The 14,753-nt window shown below is 60.4% G+C and carries 11 protein-coding genes and 1 pseudogene; 6 read left to right on the top strand and 6 right to left on the bottom strand.

Going from position 1 to position 14,753, the window contains the following annotated elements; translation table 11 throughout:
* Nucleotides 1-108: 108 nt before the first annotated feature.
* Nucleotides 109-594: a YajQ family cyclic di-GMP-binding protein gene (locus BLU63_RS17655; protein WP_007906601.1), complete on the bottom strand. Its 486-nt coding sequence runs from the start codon at nucleotides 592-594 to the stop codon at nucleotides 109-111.
* Between the two features lie 139 nt (nucleotides 595-733).
* Between BLU63_RS17655 and BLU63_RS17650 the strand changes: the two genes are divergently transcribed.
* Genes BLU63_RS17650 through BLU63_RS17640 form a run of 3 tightly spaced genes read left to right on the top strand, consistent with a single transcriptional unit; the run spans nucleotide 734 to nucleotide 4,318 of the window.
* Nucleotides 734-1,651, top strand: a complete 918-nt coding sequence (locus BLU63_RS17650; protein ID WP_010457507.1) for a putative 2-dehydropantoate 2-reductase — start codon at nucleotides 734-736, stop codon at nucleotides 1,649-1,651.
* Between the two features lie 45 nt (nucleotides 1,652-1,696).
* Nucleotides 1,697-3,733 carry a sensor histidine kinase gene (locus tag BLU63_RS17645; protein ID WP_042933026.1) on the top strand — a complete coding sequence of 679 codons (2,037 nt, stop codon included), beginning with the start codon at nucleotides 1,697-1,699 and terminating at the stop codon, nucleotides 3,731-3,733.
* A 3-nt stretch (nucleotides 3,734-3,736) separates the two neighbouring features.
* Nucleotides 3,737-4,318, top strand: coding sequence for a cob(I)yrinic acid a,c-diamide adenosyltransferase (locus BLU63_RS17640; RefSeq protein WP_010457512.1), 582 nt, complete (start codon nucleotides 3,737-3,739; stop codon nucleotides 4,316-4,318).
* 114 nt (nucleotides 4,319-4,432) lie between these two features.
* Here BLU63_RS17640 and BLU63_RS17635 read toward each other — a convergent pair whose 3' ends face one another.
* From BLU63_RS17635 to secA, 4 genes are all read right to left on the bottom strand, one after another.
* Entirely contained in the window at nucleotides 4,433-5,383 is a 951-nt protein-coding gene (locus BLU63_RS17635) for a Nudix family hydrolase (RefSeq protein WP_010457514.1), read from the bottom strand.
* Nucleotides 5,380-6,012 (bottom strand): glutathione S-transferase family protein, encoded by a 633-nt coding sequence (locus BLU63_RS17630; protein WP_010457515.1) that lies wholly within the window; start codon nucleotides 6,010-6,012, stop codon nucleotides 5,380-5,382. Before BLU63_RS17630 ends, BLU63_RS17635 begins: the two co-directional genes overlap by 4 nt.
* A gap of 97 nt (nucleotides 6,013-6,109) precedes the next feature.
* Complete coding sequence (argJ, locus tag BLU63_RS17625) at nucleotides 6,110-7,327, bottom strand: bifunctional glutamate N-acetyltransferase/amino-acid acetyltransferase ArgJ (protein ID WP_010457517.1); 1,218 nt, start codon at nucleotides 7,325-7,327, stop codon at nucleotides 6,110-6,112.
* A 121-nt stretch (nucleotides 7,328-7,448) separates the two neighbouring features.
* On the bottom strand, nucleotides 7,449-10,184 hold the full coding sequence (gene secA, locus BLU63_RS17620; RefSeq protein ID WP_010457520.1) for a preprotein translocase subunit SecA: 2,736 nt from the start codon (nucleotides 10,182-10,184) through the stop codon (nucleotides 7,449-7,451).
* A gap of 307 nt (nucleotides 10,185-10,491) precedes the next feature.
* Between secA and BLU63_RS17615 the strand changes: the two genes are divergently transcribed.
* Nucleotides 10,492-10,947: a DUF721 domain-containing protein gene (locus tag BLU63_RS17615; RefSeq protein WP_008147416.1), complete on the top strand. Its 456-nt coding sequence runs from the start codon at nucleotides 10,492-10,494 to the stop codon at nucleotides 10,945-10,947.
* Nucleotides 10,948-11,015: 68 nt separating this feature from the next.
* On the opposite strand, the gene BLU63_RS17610 is transcribed toward BLU63_RS17615, so the two are convergent.
* The gene (locus BLU63_RS17610) at nucleotides 11,016-12,503 is read right to left on the bottom strand and encodes a helicase HerA-like domain-containing protein (protein ID WP_010457524.1); all 1,488 of its coding nucleotides are present in this window, start codon (nucleotides 12,501-12,503) and stop codon (nucleotides 11,016-11,018) included.
* A 188-nt stretch (nucleotides 12,504-12,691) separates the two neighbouring features.
* Here BLU63_RS17610 and BLU63_RS33985 point away from each other — a divergent pair.
* A pseudogene (locus BLU63_RS33985) lies at nucleotides 12,692-13,723 on the top strand (HAMP domain-containing protein); the annotation flags it as partial.
* A gap of 93 nt (nucleotides 13,724-13,816) precedes the next feature.
* Entirely contained in the window at nucleotides 13,817-14,581 is a 765-nt protein-coding gene (locus tag BLU63_RS33980) for a methyl-accepting chemotaxis protein (RefSeq protein ID WP_427701491.1), read from the top strand.
* The last annotated feature ends 172 nt before the right edge of the window (nucleotides 14,582-14,753 follow it).

Here is a 14,753-nt window from a genome sequence, read left to right as displayed (position 1 = left end):
GGCGATCCGACCTGCTCGCGAAGAGGGCAGATCAGTCGACATCACTAATGAAATGACCCACCGCTTTCGCGAGCAGGCTCGCTCCCACAGGGTTCCCGCATTGCTAGGTCAGTCGCGGAAGTTGTTGAACTGCAGCGGCATATCGAAAGTCTTGGCGCGCAGAGCTGCAATCGCCTCCTGCAAATCATCACGTTTCTTACCGGTGATGCGCACTTGCTCGCCCTGAATGGCGGCCTGAACCTTGAGCTTGGCGTCCTTGACGTGAGCGACGATTTTCTTCGCCAGCTCTTTGTCGATGCCCTCCTTGAGGACGGCTTCCTGTTTCATCAGCTTGCCCGACGCGTAGGCATCCTTGACTTCAAGGCACTGCACGTCGATCTTGCGCTTGACCAGGGCCAGCTTGAGGATCTCGATCATCGCCTCGAGCTGGAAGTCAGCCTCGGCGGTCAGGTTGACGGTCAGGTCCTTTTCCTTGAATTCAAAGGTGCCCTTGCCTTTCAGGTCATAACGGCGATCGAGTTCCTTGACGGCGTTCTCGACCGCGTTGGTGACTTCGTGTTTGTCCAGTTCGGATACCACGTCGAACGACGGCATGTAATCTCTCCAATAAAAGGCGCGCTCGATAGCGATGGCGCGCGCTTGGCTTGCGGTTAAAATCGGGCTCATTATAACGGGTCTTTTCCAACCGATACTGCGAGCCTCACATGCCTGTGCCAAACCGAGCAAAAAGCTGATGTCCACCACCTGGCATGTATTGGGCGCCGGCAGCCTCGGCACCTTGTGGGCCACCCGCCTGGCGCGGGCCGGGGTGCCGGTCCGGTTGATCCTGCGCGATGAGCAACGCTTGCAGGCTTATCAGGCGGCCGGAGGGCTGACGCTGGTGGAACACGGCGAAGCCAGCACCTATGACATCCCCGGTGAAACACCCCACGGCAACGAGCCGATCCACCGTCTGCTGGTGGCGTGCAAAGCCTACGATGCCGAAAAGGCCGTGGCGCAACTGGCGCCGCGCCTGGCGCCTGATGCCGAACTGATCCTGTTGCAGAACGGCCTCGGCAGCCAGGACGCCGTCGCCGCGCAGGCTCCCCAAGCGCGTTGTGTATGCGCCTCAAGCACCGAAGGCGCGTTTCGCGATGGCGACTGGCGTGTGGTGTTCGCCGGTCACGGCTACACCTGGCTGGGGGATGCCGGTCACCCGGTCGCGCCGATCTGGCTGGACGACTTGACTGCCGCCGGTATTCCTCACGAATGGAGCACCGACATTCTCACGAGGCTGTGGCGCAAACTGGCGCTCAACTGTGCGATCAATCCGCTGACCGTGCTGCACGATTGCCGCAACGGCGGCTTGCAGGAACACCATTGCGAAGTCGCCACCCTTTGCGTCGAACTGACCGACTTGCTGGAACGCTGCGGTCAGCCGGCAGCCGCCGAGGACCTGCAACAGGAAGTCGAACGGGTGATCCATGCCACCGCGGCCAATTACTCCTCGATGCACCAGGACGTCGCAAGCCAGCGCCGAACCGAAATCAGCTATCTGCTGGGCTATGTCTGCAAAGTGGCCTCGCGGCACCAGTTGAACCTGCCCCACCTCAATCAATTACAGCAGCGGCTGATTGCCCATCTTCAAAGCCTTGGATTGCCCAGCGACTGAGCAGCGGCTACGCTGGCCACTTGTTCCTTTTCAGCGATGAACCTGATGCCATTGCGCCAGCGTCTCGAAAACCTTCCCGTCGGCCAGAAACTGCTGGCCGCCCTGCTCGTGCTGTTGATCACCATCCTGCTGGTCGCCAACCTGACCTTTATCAGCGCCGCGTATTACATCTCCCAGGAAAGCATGGCGCCCCAGGCCTTGCAGACCATCGGCCGACTGGTGTCCAACCCGAGCCTGGTGGCCGATGCCTTGAAGTCGCCGCAAAGCGCGGAACGCCTGCTCAACGAACTCAACAGCTATTCACCGCTGCGGGCGGCGGCCCTGTATGACGGCAAGGGTGAGCGATTGGCGCAATTGCAACATGGCGAGAAGCTGCAACTGCCAGAACGCTATCGGCATATCGAAGCCTGGCAGGCCACCGAGTTTCGCAGCAATCAGATCATCACCCTGCCCCGCCCTGGCACCGCGCCGGGCCACCTGTTGTTGGTGGCCAGCAGTGAACTGCCAATGGCGTTCTACACCGGGACCCTGACCGCCAGTCTCGGCATTCTGATCTTCAGTGTACTGTTGTGGCTGGTGATCGCCCGGCAGATCAAGCGCCTGATTACCCGGCCGATCCATCAGCTCGAAGAGCTGTCCCGGCAAGTGACCCGCGAAGAAAACTACGCCCTGCGCGCCTCCCGTGGCAACCACGACGAAATCGGCAGCCTCGCCGAGGCCTTCAACACCATGCTCTCGCGGATCGAAGCCCGGGAGCAGCAGCTCAAACGGGCCCGGGACGATTCCCAGGCGGCTTACGATCAGGCGCAAGGCCTGGCCGAAGAAACCCGCCACACCAATCGCAAGCTGGAACTCGAAGTCCAGGTGCGCAGCAAGATCGAGAAAAAACTTACCGGTTTCCAGAACTACCTCAACAGCATCATCGACTCCATGCCGTCGGCGCTGATCGCCCTTGATGAGCAGCTCTACGTGACCCAGTGGAATCAGGAAGCCAGTGCGCTGTCCGGCACGCGTCTGGACGAAGCCTTGAACCAGCCGATCTTCCTCGCCTTCGAACCCTTGAAGCCATTTCTGCCGCAGCTCAAGCAAACCGTCGAGCAGCACACCGTGGCGAAGATCGAGCGCGTGACCTGGTTCAAGGACGATGAACCCAAGCATTACGCCCTGACCTTCTACCCCCTGATGGGCGGCGCTGGGCGCGGCGTGGTGATCCGGATCGATGACATCACCCAGCGTCTGTCGCTGGAAGAGATGATGGTGCAGTCAGAAAAAATGCTCTCGGTCGGCGGCCTCGCCGCGGGCATGGCCCACGAGATCAACAATCCGTTGGGCGCGATCCTGCACAACGTACAGAACATTCGGCGGCGCCTGTCACCTGACTTGCCGAAGAACCTCGAACAGGCTGAGCTAGCCGGTATTTCCCTGGACACGGTCAACAAATACCTGCAATTGCGCGAAGTACCGCAGTTGCTTGATGGCATTCAACAGGCTGGCGCCCGGGCCGCGAAAATTGTCACGCACATGCTCAGCTTCAGCCGCCGCAGCACCCGGCAAATGGCCCCGTGCGACCTGCCGGCGCTGATCGATCAGGCGGTGGAAATCGCCGGTAACGACTTCGACCTGGCCATCGGTTTCGACTTCAAGGGCCAGGCGATCATCCGTCAGTTCGACCCGGCGCTGGGCCCGGTGCCCGGCACGGCCAACGAACTGGAACAAGTGCTGCTCAATTTGTTGAAAAACGCCGCCCAGGCCATTCACCAACGTGAAGACGACAGTGAACCCGGGCGAATCATTCTGCGCACCCGGCTGAATCCGCCGTGGGCCGAAATCCAGGTCGAGGACAACGGCATCGGCATGAGCGAGAACGTGCGCAAACGCACCTTCGAGCCGTTCTTCACCACCAAGGAAATCGGTCAGGGCACAGGCCTTGGCTTGTCGGTCTCGTATTTCATCATCACCAATAACCACAAGGGGCAGATGGAGGTGCAATCGACGCCAGGCCAAGGCACCTGTTTCACTTTGCGTCTGCCGCTGGCGGGCTCCCCCGTCATCTCTCAAGAACTCAATCAGCTATCGAGGTAACCCATGGGCTTTCGCTTGTCGAAGATTTACACCCGCACCGGCGACAAAGGCGAAACCGGACTCGGCGATGGTCGCCGCGTGCCCAAGGACCATCCGCGGATCGAGGCGATTGGCGAAGTCGACACGCTGAACAGCCAAGTGGGCGTGCTGCTGGCCGGATTGGCCGCAGAAAGTGCTGCGAATCCGGGTTTGAACGAGGTGATTGAGGTTTTGGCGCCTTGCCAGCATCGGTTGTTCGACCTCGGCGGCGAGTTGGCGATGCCGGAGTATCAGGCGTTGAATGCAGCGGAAATCGAACGACTGGAAACGGCGATCGATCTGTGGAATGAGGAGTTGGGGCCGCTGGAGAATTTCATTCTGCCGGGAGGTTCAGCGCTGATTGCCCAGGCCCATGTGTGCAGAAGCCTGGCGCGCAGCGCGGAGCGGCGGTGTCAGCAGTTGAATGCGATTGAACCGTTGGCCGGGGTTGGCTTGGCGTACATCAATCGGCTGTCGGATGTGTTGTTTGTGGTGGCCAGGGTGATTGCCAAGCGGCAGGGGGTTGCCGAGATTCTTTGGCAGGCGGCTGCTAAACCTCAGGAATAATTGGCGTATTCGAGGACGCTATCGCGAGCAGGCTCGCTCCCACAGTTGACCGAGTTCCTCCAGAAGGAATGCGATCAAAGGTGGGAGCGAGCCTGCTCGCGATGAGGCCGGTGGCTACATCACAGAATCAGGCCAGAACGCCCGAATCCCCGCCACTCCCTGCGCCCCCGCCTCCCAAGCCTTTTGCTGTTCCGCCGGGCCAACACCACCGAGCAAGAACACCGGTTTGCTGAAACCGTCGATCAACGCCGCCACCTGCTCCCAGCCCAACGGCAGCGCATCCGGATGAGTCTGGGTCGGCTGCACCGGTGACAAGGTCACAAAATCCACGCCCATCTGCTCGGCCAGCGCAAGCTCTTCAGCGTTGTGGCAAGACGCCGCCAACCAGCGCGACGCCGGTAACGGTCGACCCGCCGCTGCATATTTGCGCAACTGCGCTGACGTGATGTGCCAGCCGGCGGACGGGAAGTCACCCAGCCACTCGAACGGGCCCTTGATCATCAACTGCGCCTTGCCAGCACACAGCCCCGCCGCATCCACCGCCAGATCGCGGTATTTCGGATCGTAGCCGTTGGGTGCCCGCAGCTGGATCAGCTTGATGCCGCCAGCGATGGCTTTCTGGATTCCACGCAGCAAGGCCGGGGTTTCCAGGTCTTCAGGCGTAATCAAATACTGCGCAGGCAAACGTGCAGCCGCCACGATCGGCTGGTTGGCTGCCGGGAACTCATAGCTCAGCAGATCACGTTGGCCCACCCATTCCAAAGGCTGGCCTTCGGCGCCATGGGGCTCGCCGGTAAAGGACGAAACTTCCCAAACGTCCAGCAACACTTGCTTGTCCGGGTAATCGTGGCGGACTTTGATCAACGGTCGCGCAGCGCTGACCACAATGCCCAACTCTTCCTGGAGTTCGCGAGCCAATGCGCTTTCGACGGATTCGTCATCCTCGACCTTGCCCCCGGGGAATTCCCACAAGCCGCCCTGGTGCTGGGTGTCGGCACGGCGTGCGATAAGGATCTTGCCGCTGCTGTCGCGGATAACGGCGGCGGCTACGTGTACTCGTTTCACTGCCCAATCTCCTCCAGGCCAGCCTTCTGCCAGGCCTTGAACGACGGCCATTGATAGACGGTTTCAACGTAGGCTTCGTCCACCGCCGGCAATTTCACCTGATAGGTGCGCAGGCGCACGGCAATCGGGGCGAAGAAGGCATCGGCGAGGGTCGCGCCACCGAACAGGAACGGACCGGTTTCAGTGGCGACCGCACGGCATTCAGCCCACAACGCCAGCATGCGCTCGATGTCTGCCTGAACCTCAGGAGGCGTCGGCGATAGCGGTGCGTCGCGGCTCAGGTCGAACGGCATGTTGCCGCGCATGGCAAAGAACCCGGCGTGCATCTGCGCACAGGCCGAACGGGCCTGGGCACGGGCGGCGGTGTCTTTGGGCCAGAGGCCAGCGTCGGGGAATTGCTCGGCCAGGTATTCGGCAATCGCCAGAGAATCGGCGATGGTGCCGTGCACGGATTTCAGCAGCGGGACTTTGCCGGTCGGCGAATGCTTGAGCAGGCGTTCGCGGGTGTCCGGCTGGCCCAGCTTGATCAGTTCTTCGGTGTACGGGGCGCCAGTGAGGTCAAGGGCCAGTGCGCCGCGCAGGGACCAGGAGGAAAGCAGTTTGTCGCCGATGATCAGGTGGAGGCTCATGTTCGGGACCTTTTGAGAAGGGAAGCGGGCCAGCATTTGCAGTGTCTGGTCGGCCGTCTTCGCGGGCGATCCGACGTGCCCGCGAAAGCGATCTATCTTATGTGCGGTATTCGGCGTTGATCTTCACGTATTCGTGGGACAGGTCGGTGGTCCAGATGGTTTCGCTGCAATCGCCGCGACCCAGTTCGATACGGATGGTGATCTCTTCCTGCTGCATCACCGCCGCGCCCTGGGCTTCGGTGTAGGTCGCGGCGCGGGCGCCACGGCTGGCGATGCAGACTTCGCCGAGGAACACGTCGATCTTGCTGACGTCCAGGTTCGGCACGCCGGCACGGCCAACGGCAGCAAGGATGCGGCCCCAGTTCGGGTCGGACGCGAACAGCGCGGTCTTGATCAGCGGCGAGTGCGCCACGGTGTAACCGACGTCCAGGCATTCCTGATGATTGCCGCCGCCATTGACTTCAACGGTCACAAATTTGGTCGCGCCTTCGCCGTCACGCACGATGGCCTGGGCCACGTCCATGCACACTTCGAACACGGCTTGTTTCAGCTTGGCAAACAACTCGCCTTCGGCGCGGGTGATTTCCGGCAGCGCGGCCTGACCGGTGGCGATCAGCATGCAGCAGTCGTTGGTCGAGGTGTCGCCGTCGATGGTGATGCGGTTGAACGACTTGTTGGCACCGTCCAGCAGCAGATTCTGCAACACGTCGCGGGAAACTTTGGCGTCGGTGGCGATGTAGCCGAGCATGGTCGCCATGTTCGGACGGATCATGCCCGCGCCTTTGCTGATGCCGGTAACGGTAATAGTCACGCCGTCATGCTGGAACTGGCGGCTGGCGCCTTTGGGCAAGGTGTCGGTGGTCATGATGCCGGTGGCGGCGGCTTCCCAGTTATTCACTGACAGGTCGTCAAGGGCGGCTTGCAGCGCACCTTCGATTTTCTCGACCGGCAGCGGCTCACCGATCACACCGGTGGAATACGGCAGCACCAGGCTGGCGTCAACGCCGGTCAATTCAGCCAGTTTCGCGCAGGTGCGCTCGGCGGCGGCCAGGCCAGGTTCGCCCGTGCCGGCGTTGGCATTGCCGGTGTTGGTCAGCAGGTAACGTACCGGGCCTTGCACTCGTTGCTTGGCCAGAATCACCGGAGCGGCGCAAAAGGCGTTCAGGGTGAACACGCCCGCGACCGTGGAGCCTTCGGCGCAGCGCATGACCACAACATCCTTGCGCCCCGGGCGCTTGATGCCGGCCGAGGCGATACCGAGTTCAAAACCGGCAACCGGGTGCAACGTTGGCAAAGGACCAAGACCAACAGCCATGAATGCGCTCCTTAATAAATGATGTCAGCACCGCTCTCAGGAAGAACGGTGGTGTAAATGGCAAAACGCCGCGACGGCTGATGCCGGTCGCGGCGCGGGTATTTCAGCGTATGAAACGGGTTTACTGGATCTGCCCGTGGCAATGCTTGAATTTCTTGCCCGAACCGCAGTAGCACAGTTCGTTACGGCCCAGCTTCTGTTCGTTGCGAACCGGTGCAGTGGCGAGGGCGACATCGACCTCTTCACCGAGCAGTTCCGGTTGCTCAAGACCAGGCGCTTCGTCGTGCAGGAACTGCATGCGCGCCGCCAATGCCTCGGCTTCCTGACGCAGGCGTTGCTCTTCTGCTTCCGGATCTTCGCGGCGAACCTGAACGTGCGACAGCACACGGATCGAGTCGCGCTTGATCGAATCCAGCAGCTCGGAGAACAGCGTGTAGGACTCGCGCTTGTACTCTTGCTTCGGGTTCTTCTGTGCATAACCACGCAAGTGGATGCCGTGACGCAGGTGATCCATGGTCGACAGGTGGTCTTTCCACAGGTCGTCGAGCACACGCAGAACGATTTGCTTCTCGAAGGTGCGCAGTGCGTCGGCACCGGCCTGATCTTCTTTCTCGTTGTAGGCAGCGATGAGCTCCTGCATCAGCTTCTCGCGCAGGGTTTCTTCGTACAGGTGATCGTCTTCGTCGAGCCATTTCTGGATCGGCAGCGCCACACCGAAGTCGCTCTGCAACGCAGCTTCCAGACCGGCCACGTCCCACTGCTCTGGCAGCGATTGCGGTGGAATGTGCGCACTGATGGTCGCGTTGAGCACGTCCTGACGGAAGTCGGCGATGGTTTCACCGATGTTGTCGGCGGCCAGCAACGTGTTACGCATGTGATAGATCACTTTACGCTGTTCGTTGTTGACGTCGTCGAACTCGAGCAGTTGCTTGCGAATGTCGAAGTTACGACCTTCAACCTTGCGCTGAGCCTTCTCGATGGCGTTGGTCACCATACGGTGCTCGATCGCTTCACCGGACTGCATGCCCAAGGCTTTCATGAAGTTCTTCACCCGGTCAGAGGCGAAGATGCGCATCAGGCTGTCTTCCAGCGACAGGTAGAAACGGCTGGAACCGGCGTCACCCTGACGACCGGCACGACCACGCAGCTGGTTGTCGATACGGCGCGATTCGTGACGCTCGGAAGCGATCACCTGCAAGCCGCCCGACTCCAGTACTTGCTGGTGACGTTTCTGCCAGTCGGCCTTGATCTGGGCAATCTGCTCAGGGGTCGGATTTTCCAGGGTCGCAACTTCCACTTCCCAGTTGCCGCCCAACAGAATGTCGGTACCGCGACCGGCCATGTTGGTGGCGATGGTCAGCGCACCCGGGCGACCGGCCTGGGCAATGATCTCGGCTTCTTTTTCGTGGAACTTGGCGTTCAGGACCTTGTGTTCGATGCCTTCCTTCTGCAGCAACGCAGACATGTGCTCGGACGTTTCGATGGTTGCAGTCCCCACCAGCACCGGACGGCCCAGGGTCATGCATTCCTTGATGTCGTTGATGATCGCCGCGTATTTCTCTTCGGCGGTCAGGAACACCAGGTCGTTGTAATCTTTACGCGCCAGCGGTTTGTTCGGTGGAATGACCATCACCGACAGACCGTAGATCTGGTGGAATTCGAACGCTTCGGTGTCCGCAGTACCGGTCATGCCGGACAGTTTGTTGTACAGACGGAAGTAGTTCTGGAACGTGGTCGAGGCCAGGGTCTGGCTTTCGGCCTGGATGTTCAGGTTTTCCTTGGCTTCGATGGCCTGGTGCAGGCCTTCGGACAAACGGCGACCCGGCATGGTGCGGCCGGTGTGTTCGTCGACCAGGACGACCTGGCCATCCTGCACGATGTATTCGATGTTGCGATTGAACAGCTTATGAGCGCGCAGACCGGCATAAACGTGGGTCAGCAGGCCCAGGTTGTGCGCCGAATACAGGCTCTCGCCTTCAGCCAGCAGGCCGACGCGGGTCAACATGTCTTCGATGAACTGGTGACCGGCTTCGTTGAGCTCGACCTGACGGGTCTTCTCGTCAACGGTGTAATGGCCAGCCTTGGTGACTTCGCCTTCCACTTCTTCGACGTGCAATTCCAGCTGCGGGATCAGTTTGTTGATCTCGATGTACAGCTTGGAGCTGTCCTCGGCCTGACCGGAAATGATCAGCGGGGTACGGGCTTCGTCGATGAGGATGGAGTCGACTTCGTCGATCACGGCAAAATTGAGTTCGCGCTGGAATTTTTCTTCCATGCTGAACGCCATGTTGTCGCGCAGGTAGTCGAAACCGAATTCGTTGTTGGTGCCGTAGGTGATGTCGGCGGCGTAAGCAGCGCGCTTCTCTTCCGGCGGCTGGAATGGGGTGACCACACCGACCGTCATACCGAGGAATTCGTAGAGCGGACGCATCCAGTTGGCGTCACGACGGGCCAGGTAGTCGTTCACCGTCACAACGTGCACGCCCTTGCCGGACAGTGCGTTGAGGTAAACGCCCAGTGTTGCCACCAGGGTCTTGCCTTCACCGGTACGCATTTCCGCGATCTGGCCTTCATGCAAGGTCATGCCGCCAATCAGCTGGACATCGAAGTGGCGCATACCCATGACACGCTTACCGGCTTCGCGGGCGACCGCAAAGGCTTCTGGCAGCAGCTTGTCGAGGGTTTCCCCTTTGGCGATGCGGGCCTTGAACTCGTCTGTCTTGGCACGCAATTGATCGTCCGAAAGGGCCACCATTTGCTCTTCGAAGGCATTGACGAGTTGCACCGTCTTGAGCATGCGTTTGACTTCACGCTCGTTCTTGCTTCCAAAAAGTTTCTTTAACAAAGGCGCAAACATATCGGCAGGATCTTCCACACTAAAGGGATGGAGGGCGGCCCCGTGAGTCGCCCGTGCAGCCCTCATGGCCGCATGCGAACGAGCATTCTACCCGGAAACGATGGTGAGGAAAGTGGCGTTGTTCCACGATGCATGCACTGCGCTGTGACGGGGCTCACTTAAAATAAGGGCTTTTTGCGCAACTTCAAGCCATTCGCGGCAGAAGTTACTTGTTGATTTAATGGGTAAAGCGCTCGCAAAGCAATGGGTCGGGCGCATGTGATGCTTTCTGCTACCATGGCGGCTCTGTTACTTCAGGTGTCTGATCATGGCATTTCGCCCTCTCACGGCCAGAGCACCCGCCGTTCTGCTTCGCGAAGCCAAGCCGCTGAAAGCCATTTTTGGCCATGCTCAACGCCTGGGTCATCTGCAACGTCTACTCGAAAGCCAGTTGCAGCCTGCTGCGCGCGAGCATTGCCATGTGGCCTCGTGGCGCGAAGGCAGTTTACTGCTGATCGTCACTGACGGTCATTGGGCCACCCGCCTGCGTTACCAGCAAAAACGCCTGCAACGCCAGTTACAGATGTTCGACGAGTTCGCCAGCCTGACGCGGATTCTGTTCAAAGTGCAGCCCCCCACCGTTCAGCAAGGGGCGGCGGGGCATACCATCAGTTTGTCGACGGATGCCGGCGCAACCATTCAGGCCACGGCCGATGGCATCAGCGATCCGAATCTGCGAGCGGCGCTGGAACGCCTTGCGGCGCACGCCAAACCCAAAACCTGAAATTGATATTTCACCTGTAGGATCGCCGCACCGCTCGCTCCTACAGGGTTGTGTCCGGCCAGTGGTTGTCAGCGGCGTTTACTGCCACCGAGCAGCGAGCCCATCAGTCCGCGTACCAGCTGCCGGCCCAATTGATTGGCCGCCTGGCGCATCGCCGATTTCAGCGCCTGCCCCGCCGCCGTGCCGAGGAATTCCCCGGCCTTGTCGGTGAAACTTGGCTCTTCGGCGGCCGGTTTACCCGGAACGGCCTCAGGCTCCGGCGCCAACCCTTTACGGCCCATCAATATTTCATACGCCGATTCCCGATCAACCGGCTTGTCATACCGCCCCTTGAACGGCGACCCGGCGATCAGCATTGTGCGCTCGGTTTCGGTCAACGGCCCGATCCGCGATTGCGGCGGGGCGACCAAGACACGCTGGACCATCTCCGGCGTGCCCTTGTCCTGCAAGGTGCCGACCAGCGCCTCGCCGATCCCCAGTTCGGTCAACACCGACAGGGCATCAAACGCCGGGTTCGGCCGGAAGCCCTCCGCCACCGCTCGCAGGGATTTCTGCTCCTTGGCGGTGAAAGCGCGCAAACCATGCTGGATGCGCAGGCCGAGCTGAGCCAGCACGTCATCCGGCAAGTCGCCCGGTGATTGCGTGACGAAATACACGCCCACGCCTTTGGAACGAATCAGCCGCACCACCTGCTCCAGGCGATCCTGCAAAGCCTTGGGCGTGTCGGCGAACAATAAATGCGCTTCGTCGAAAAACAGTGCCAGCAGCGGTTTGTCCGAATCGCCACGCTCCGGCAGTTGCTCGAACAACTCGGCCAGCAACCACAGCAGGAATGTCGCATACACCTTCGGCGCTTCGTGGACCAGACGACTGGCATCCAGCAAATGGATGCGCCCACGGCCGTCAGCCGTCGGTTGCAGAATGTCTTCGAGTTGCAGCGCCGGTTCACCGAACAGCGCTTCGGCACCTTGTTGCTCAAGGGTCGCCAGACGCCGCAACAGCGCCTGACTGGAACCGGTGGTCATCAACGCCGCGTCGTCCCCCAGCAACTCAGGGTTGTCACGCAGGTGATTGAGCAGCGCCTTCAGATCCTTGAGGTCCAGCAGCAACAGCCCTTCGCGGTCCGCGACCTTGAACGCCGCATACAGCGCCGACTGCTGGCTGTCGGTCAACTCCAGCAGGCTGCCGATCAGCAACGGCCCCATTTCGCTCAAGGTGGTGCGCAAGGGATGACCGGACTCACCGTGAATGTCCCACAGGGTGACCGGGTAAGCCGCAGGCTTGTGGTTGAGCCACGGCATCCCGGCGATCCGCTCGGCGATTTTGCCTTGAGGGTTGCCGGCAGCACCCAGGCCACACAGGTCGCCCTTGATGTCTGCCGCGAACACCGCCACGCCCGCGTCGCTGAAGGCTTCGGCCAGTCGCTGCAACGTGACGGTTTTACCGGTCCCGGTAGCGCCCGCAACCAGGCCGTGACGGTTCGCCAGGCGCATGGCCTGGGAGATAGGCTGGCCGGCAAGGTCAGCGCCGATAACGAGTTGCGATGAGTCAGGCATTTTGTCACCCATGGTTAATCTTTGATCCTGCACGGCCGATACAAATAGTTGTGAGACCAATCCGAAAATAGCGTCGGTAATTCCCTAAGGAGAGGATGGAAATATCAGCTTTTTTTCAACATTGCCCATTTTGCGTGCCTTTATAAAAGCACGCTCAGGACATTAAGACCTTAGCGGAACCCCAAGCCATGAACAAAAACCTGCGTTTCAGCCATAAAATCTTGCTTGCCGCCGCCCTCATCGTCATTGCCGCCTTCGCCTCGTTCACACTGTACAACGACTACCTGCAGCGCAACGCCATTCGCGAAGACCTGGACAATTACCTCAACGAGATGGGAGACGTCACCGCCAGCAACATCCAGACCTGGCTGACTGGCCGTATCCTGCTGATCGACAACCTCGCTCAAAACATAGCCGTCAATCCTGAACAGGCCAACGTCGCCAGTCTGCTTGAGCAGAAAGCCCTGACGTCGACTTTCATGGCGTCCTACCTGGGCGACTCCACCGGCAGCTTCACGATTCGTCCCGACGCCAAAATGCCTGCCGGTTTCGATCCGCGGGTGCGTCCCTGGTACAAAGGCGCCGAAAGCAGCAGCACGGCCACCCTGACCGAACCTTATATCGATGCGGCCACCGGCCAGACCATCATCTCAATCGCCACCGCCTCGAAAAAGGCCGGGCAAAGCGTGGGTGTGGTGGGCGGCGACTTGAGCCTGCAAACCCTGATCGACACCCTCAGCGCCCGTGATTTCGACGGCATGGGTTACGCCTTCCTGGTCAGCGCCGACGGCAAGATCCTGGTGCACCCGGACAAAGCCCTGGTGATGAAGTCCCTGAGCGAGGCGTACCCGAACAATACCCCGCGCATCAGCAGCGACTTCAGTGAAGTCGAAGTGGACGGCAAGACTCGCATCGTCACCTTCACGGCGATTAAAGGCCTGCCATCGGTCCACTGGTACATCGGCCTGTCGGTCGATAAAGACAAAGCTTTCTCGATGCTCAGCGAATTCCGCGCCTCGGCGGTCGTCGCGACGATCATTGCCGTGGCGATCATCATCGCGTTGCTGGGCATGTTGATCCGCATCCTGATCCAACCGCTGCACGTCATGACCCGCGCCATGGAAGACATCGCCGACGGTGAAGGCGACCTGACCAAACGTCTGACCATCGTCAATAACGACGAATTCGGCGTTCTAGGCACAGCGTTCAACCGTTTCGTCGAACGTATTCACGGTTCGATCCGTGAAGTGTCCTCGGCCACCGGCCAGGTCAACGAAGTCGCGCTGCGCGTGGTCGCCGCGTCGAATTCGTCGATGTTCAACTCCGACCAGCAAGCCTCGCGCACCAGCAGCGTGGCCGCCGCGATCAACCAGCTCGGCGCCGCCGCTCAGGAAATCGCCCGCAACGCTGCCCAGGCGTCCAGCCAGGCCAGCGATGCCCGCAGCCTCGCCGAAGATGGCCAGCAAGTGGTGGATCGCAGCATCAAAGCGATGAATCAACTGTCGAGCATGCTCAGCGCTTCGAGCACCAACATCGAATCGCTGAACAGCAAAACCGTGAACATCGGGCAGATTCTCGAAGTGATCACCAGCATCTCCCAGCAAACCAACCTGCTGGCGCTCAACGCAGCCATCGAAGCGGCCCGCGCCGGTGAAGCCGGGCGTGGTTTTGCCGTGGTGGCTGACGAAGTACGCAACCTGGCGCACCGCACGCAGGAATCGGCGCAGCAGGTGCAGACCATGATCGAGGAGCTGCAAGTCGGCGCCCGCGAATCCGTCAGCACCATGAGCGACAGCCAGCGCCACAGCCAGGACAGCGTGGAAATCGCCAACCTGGCGGGCGAGCGCTTGAACAGCGTGACGTTGCGTATTGGTGAGATTGACGGGATGAACCAGTCGGTGGCGACCGCGACCGAGGAACAGACGGCGGTGGTGGAGTCGATCAACGTCGACATTACCGAGATCAACACGCTGAATCAGGAAGGCGTGGAGAACCTGCAATCGACGTTGCGGGCGTGTTCGGACCTGGAGCAGCAGGCGGCACGTCTTAAGCAGTTGGTGGGCAGTTTCCGTATTTGATGCGGCATTGAGGTCCTCTTCGCGGGCAAGCCTCGCTCCTACACGGATTAGCGTTAACGTGTAGGAGCGAGGCTTGCCCGCGAAGGCGGTCTGAAATACACCGCAAAAACCTCGCTGATCTGCGCGCCACAAAACCCCGACCGAACATCTATCCTTCATAAAGGTCAACCAA

The organism is Pseudomonas mandelii (assembly GCF_900106065.1).
In the GTDB taxonomy this organism is placed as follows: Bacteria; Pseudomonadota; Gammaproteobacteria; order Pseudomonadales; family Pseudomonadaceae; genus Aquipseudomonas; species Aquipseudomonas mandelii.
Note: the sequence above shows the minus strand (reverse complement) of the source record. Positions and strands in the feature narration are given on the sequence as shown.

Excerpts from the sequence above, each read along its gene's own strand:
- BLU63_RS17655 (WP_007906601.1), bottom strand. The coding sequence starts at position 594 with ATGCCGTCGTTCGACGTGGTATCCGAACTGGACAAACACGAAGTCACC.
- BLU63_RS17650 (WP_010457507.1), top strand. The coding sequence starts at position 734 with ATGTCCACCACCTGGCATGTATTGGGCGCCGGCAGCCTCGGCACCTTG.
- BLU63_RS17645 (WP_042933026.1), top strand. The coding sequence starts at position 1,697 with ATGCCATTGCGCCAGCGTCTCGAAAACCTTCCCGTCGGCCAGAAACTG.
- BLU63_RS17640 (WP_010457512.1), top strand. The coding sequence starts at position 3,737 with ATGGGCTTTCGCTTGTCGAAGATTTACACCCGCACCGGCGACAAAGGC.
- BLU63_RS17630 (WP_010457515.1), bottom strand. The coding sequence starts at position 6,012 with ATGAGCCTCCACCTGATCATCGGCGACAAACTGCTTTCCTCCTGGTCC.
- argJ (WP_010457517.1), bottom strand. The coding sequence starts at position 7,327 with ATGGCTGTTGGTCTTGGTCCTTTGCCAACGTTGCACCCGGTTGCCGGT.
- secA (WP_010457520.1), bottom strand. The coding sequence starts at position 10,184 with ATGTTTGCGCCTTTGTTAAAGAAACTTTTTGGAAGCAAGAACGAGCGT.
- BLU63_RS17615 (WP_008147416.1), top strand. The coding sequence starts at position 10,492 with ATGGCATTTCGCCCTCTCACGGCCAGAGCACCCGCCGTTCTGCTTCGC.
- BLU63_RS17610 (WP_010457524.1), bottom strand. The coding sequence starts at position 12,503 with ATGCCTGACTCATCGCAACTCGTTATCGGCGCTGACCTTGCCGGCCAG.
- BLU63_RS33980 (WP_427701491.1), top strand. The coding sequence starts at position 13,817 with ATGTTCAACTCCGACCAGCAAGCCTCGCGCACCAGCAGCGTGGCCGCC.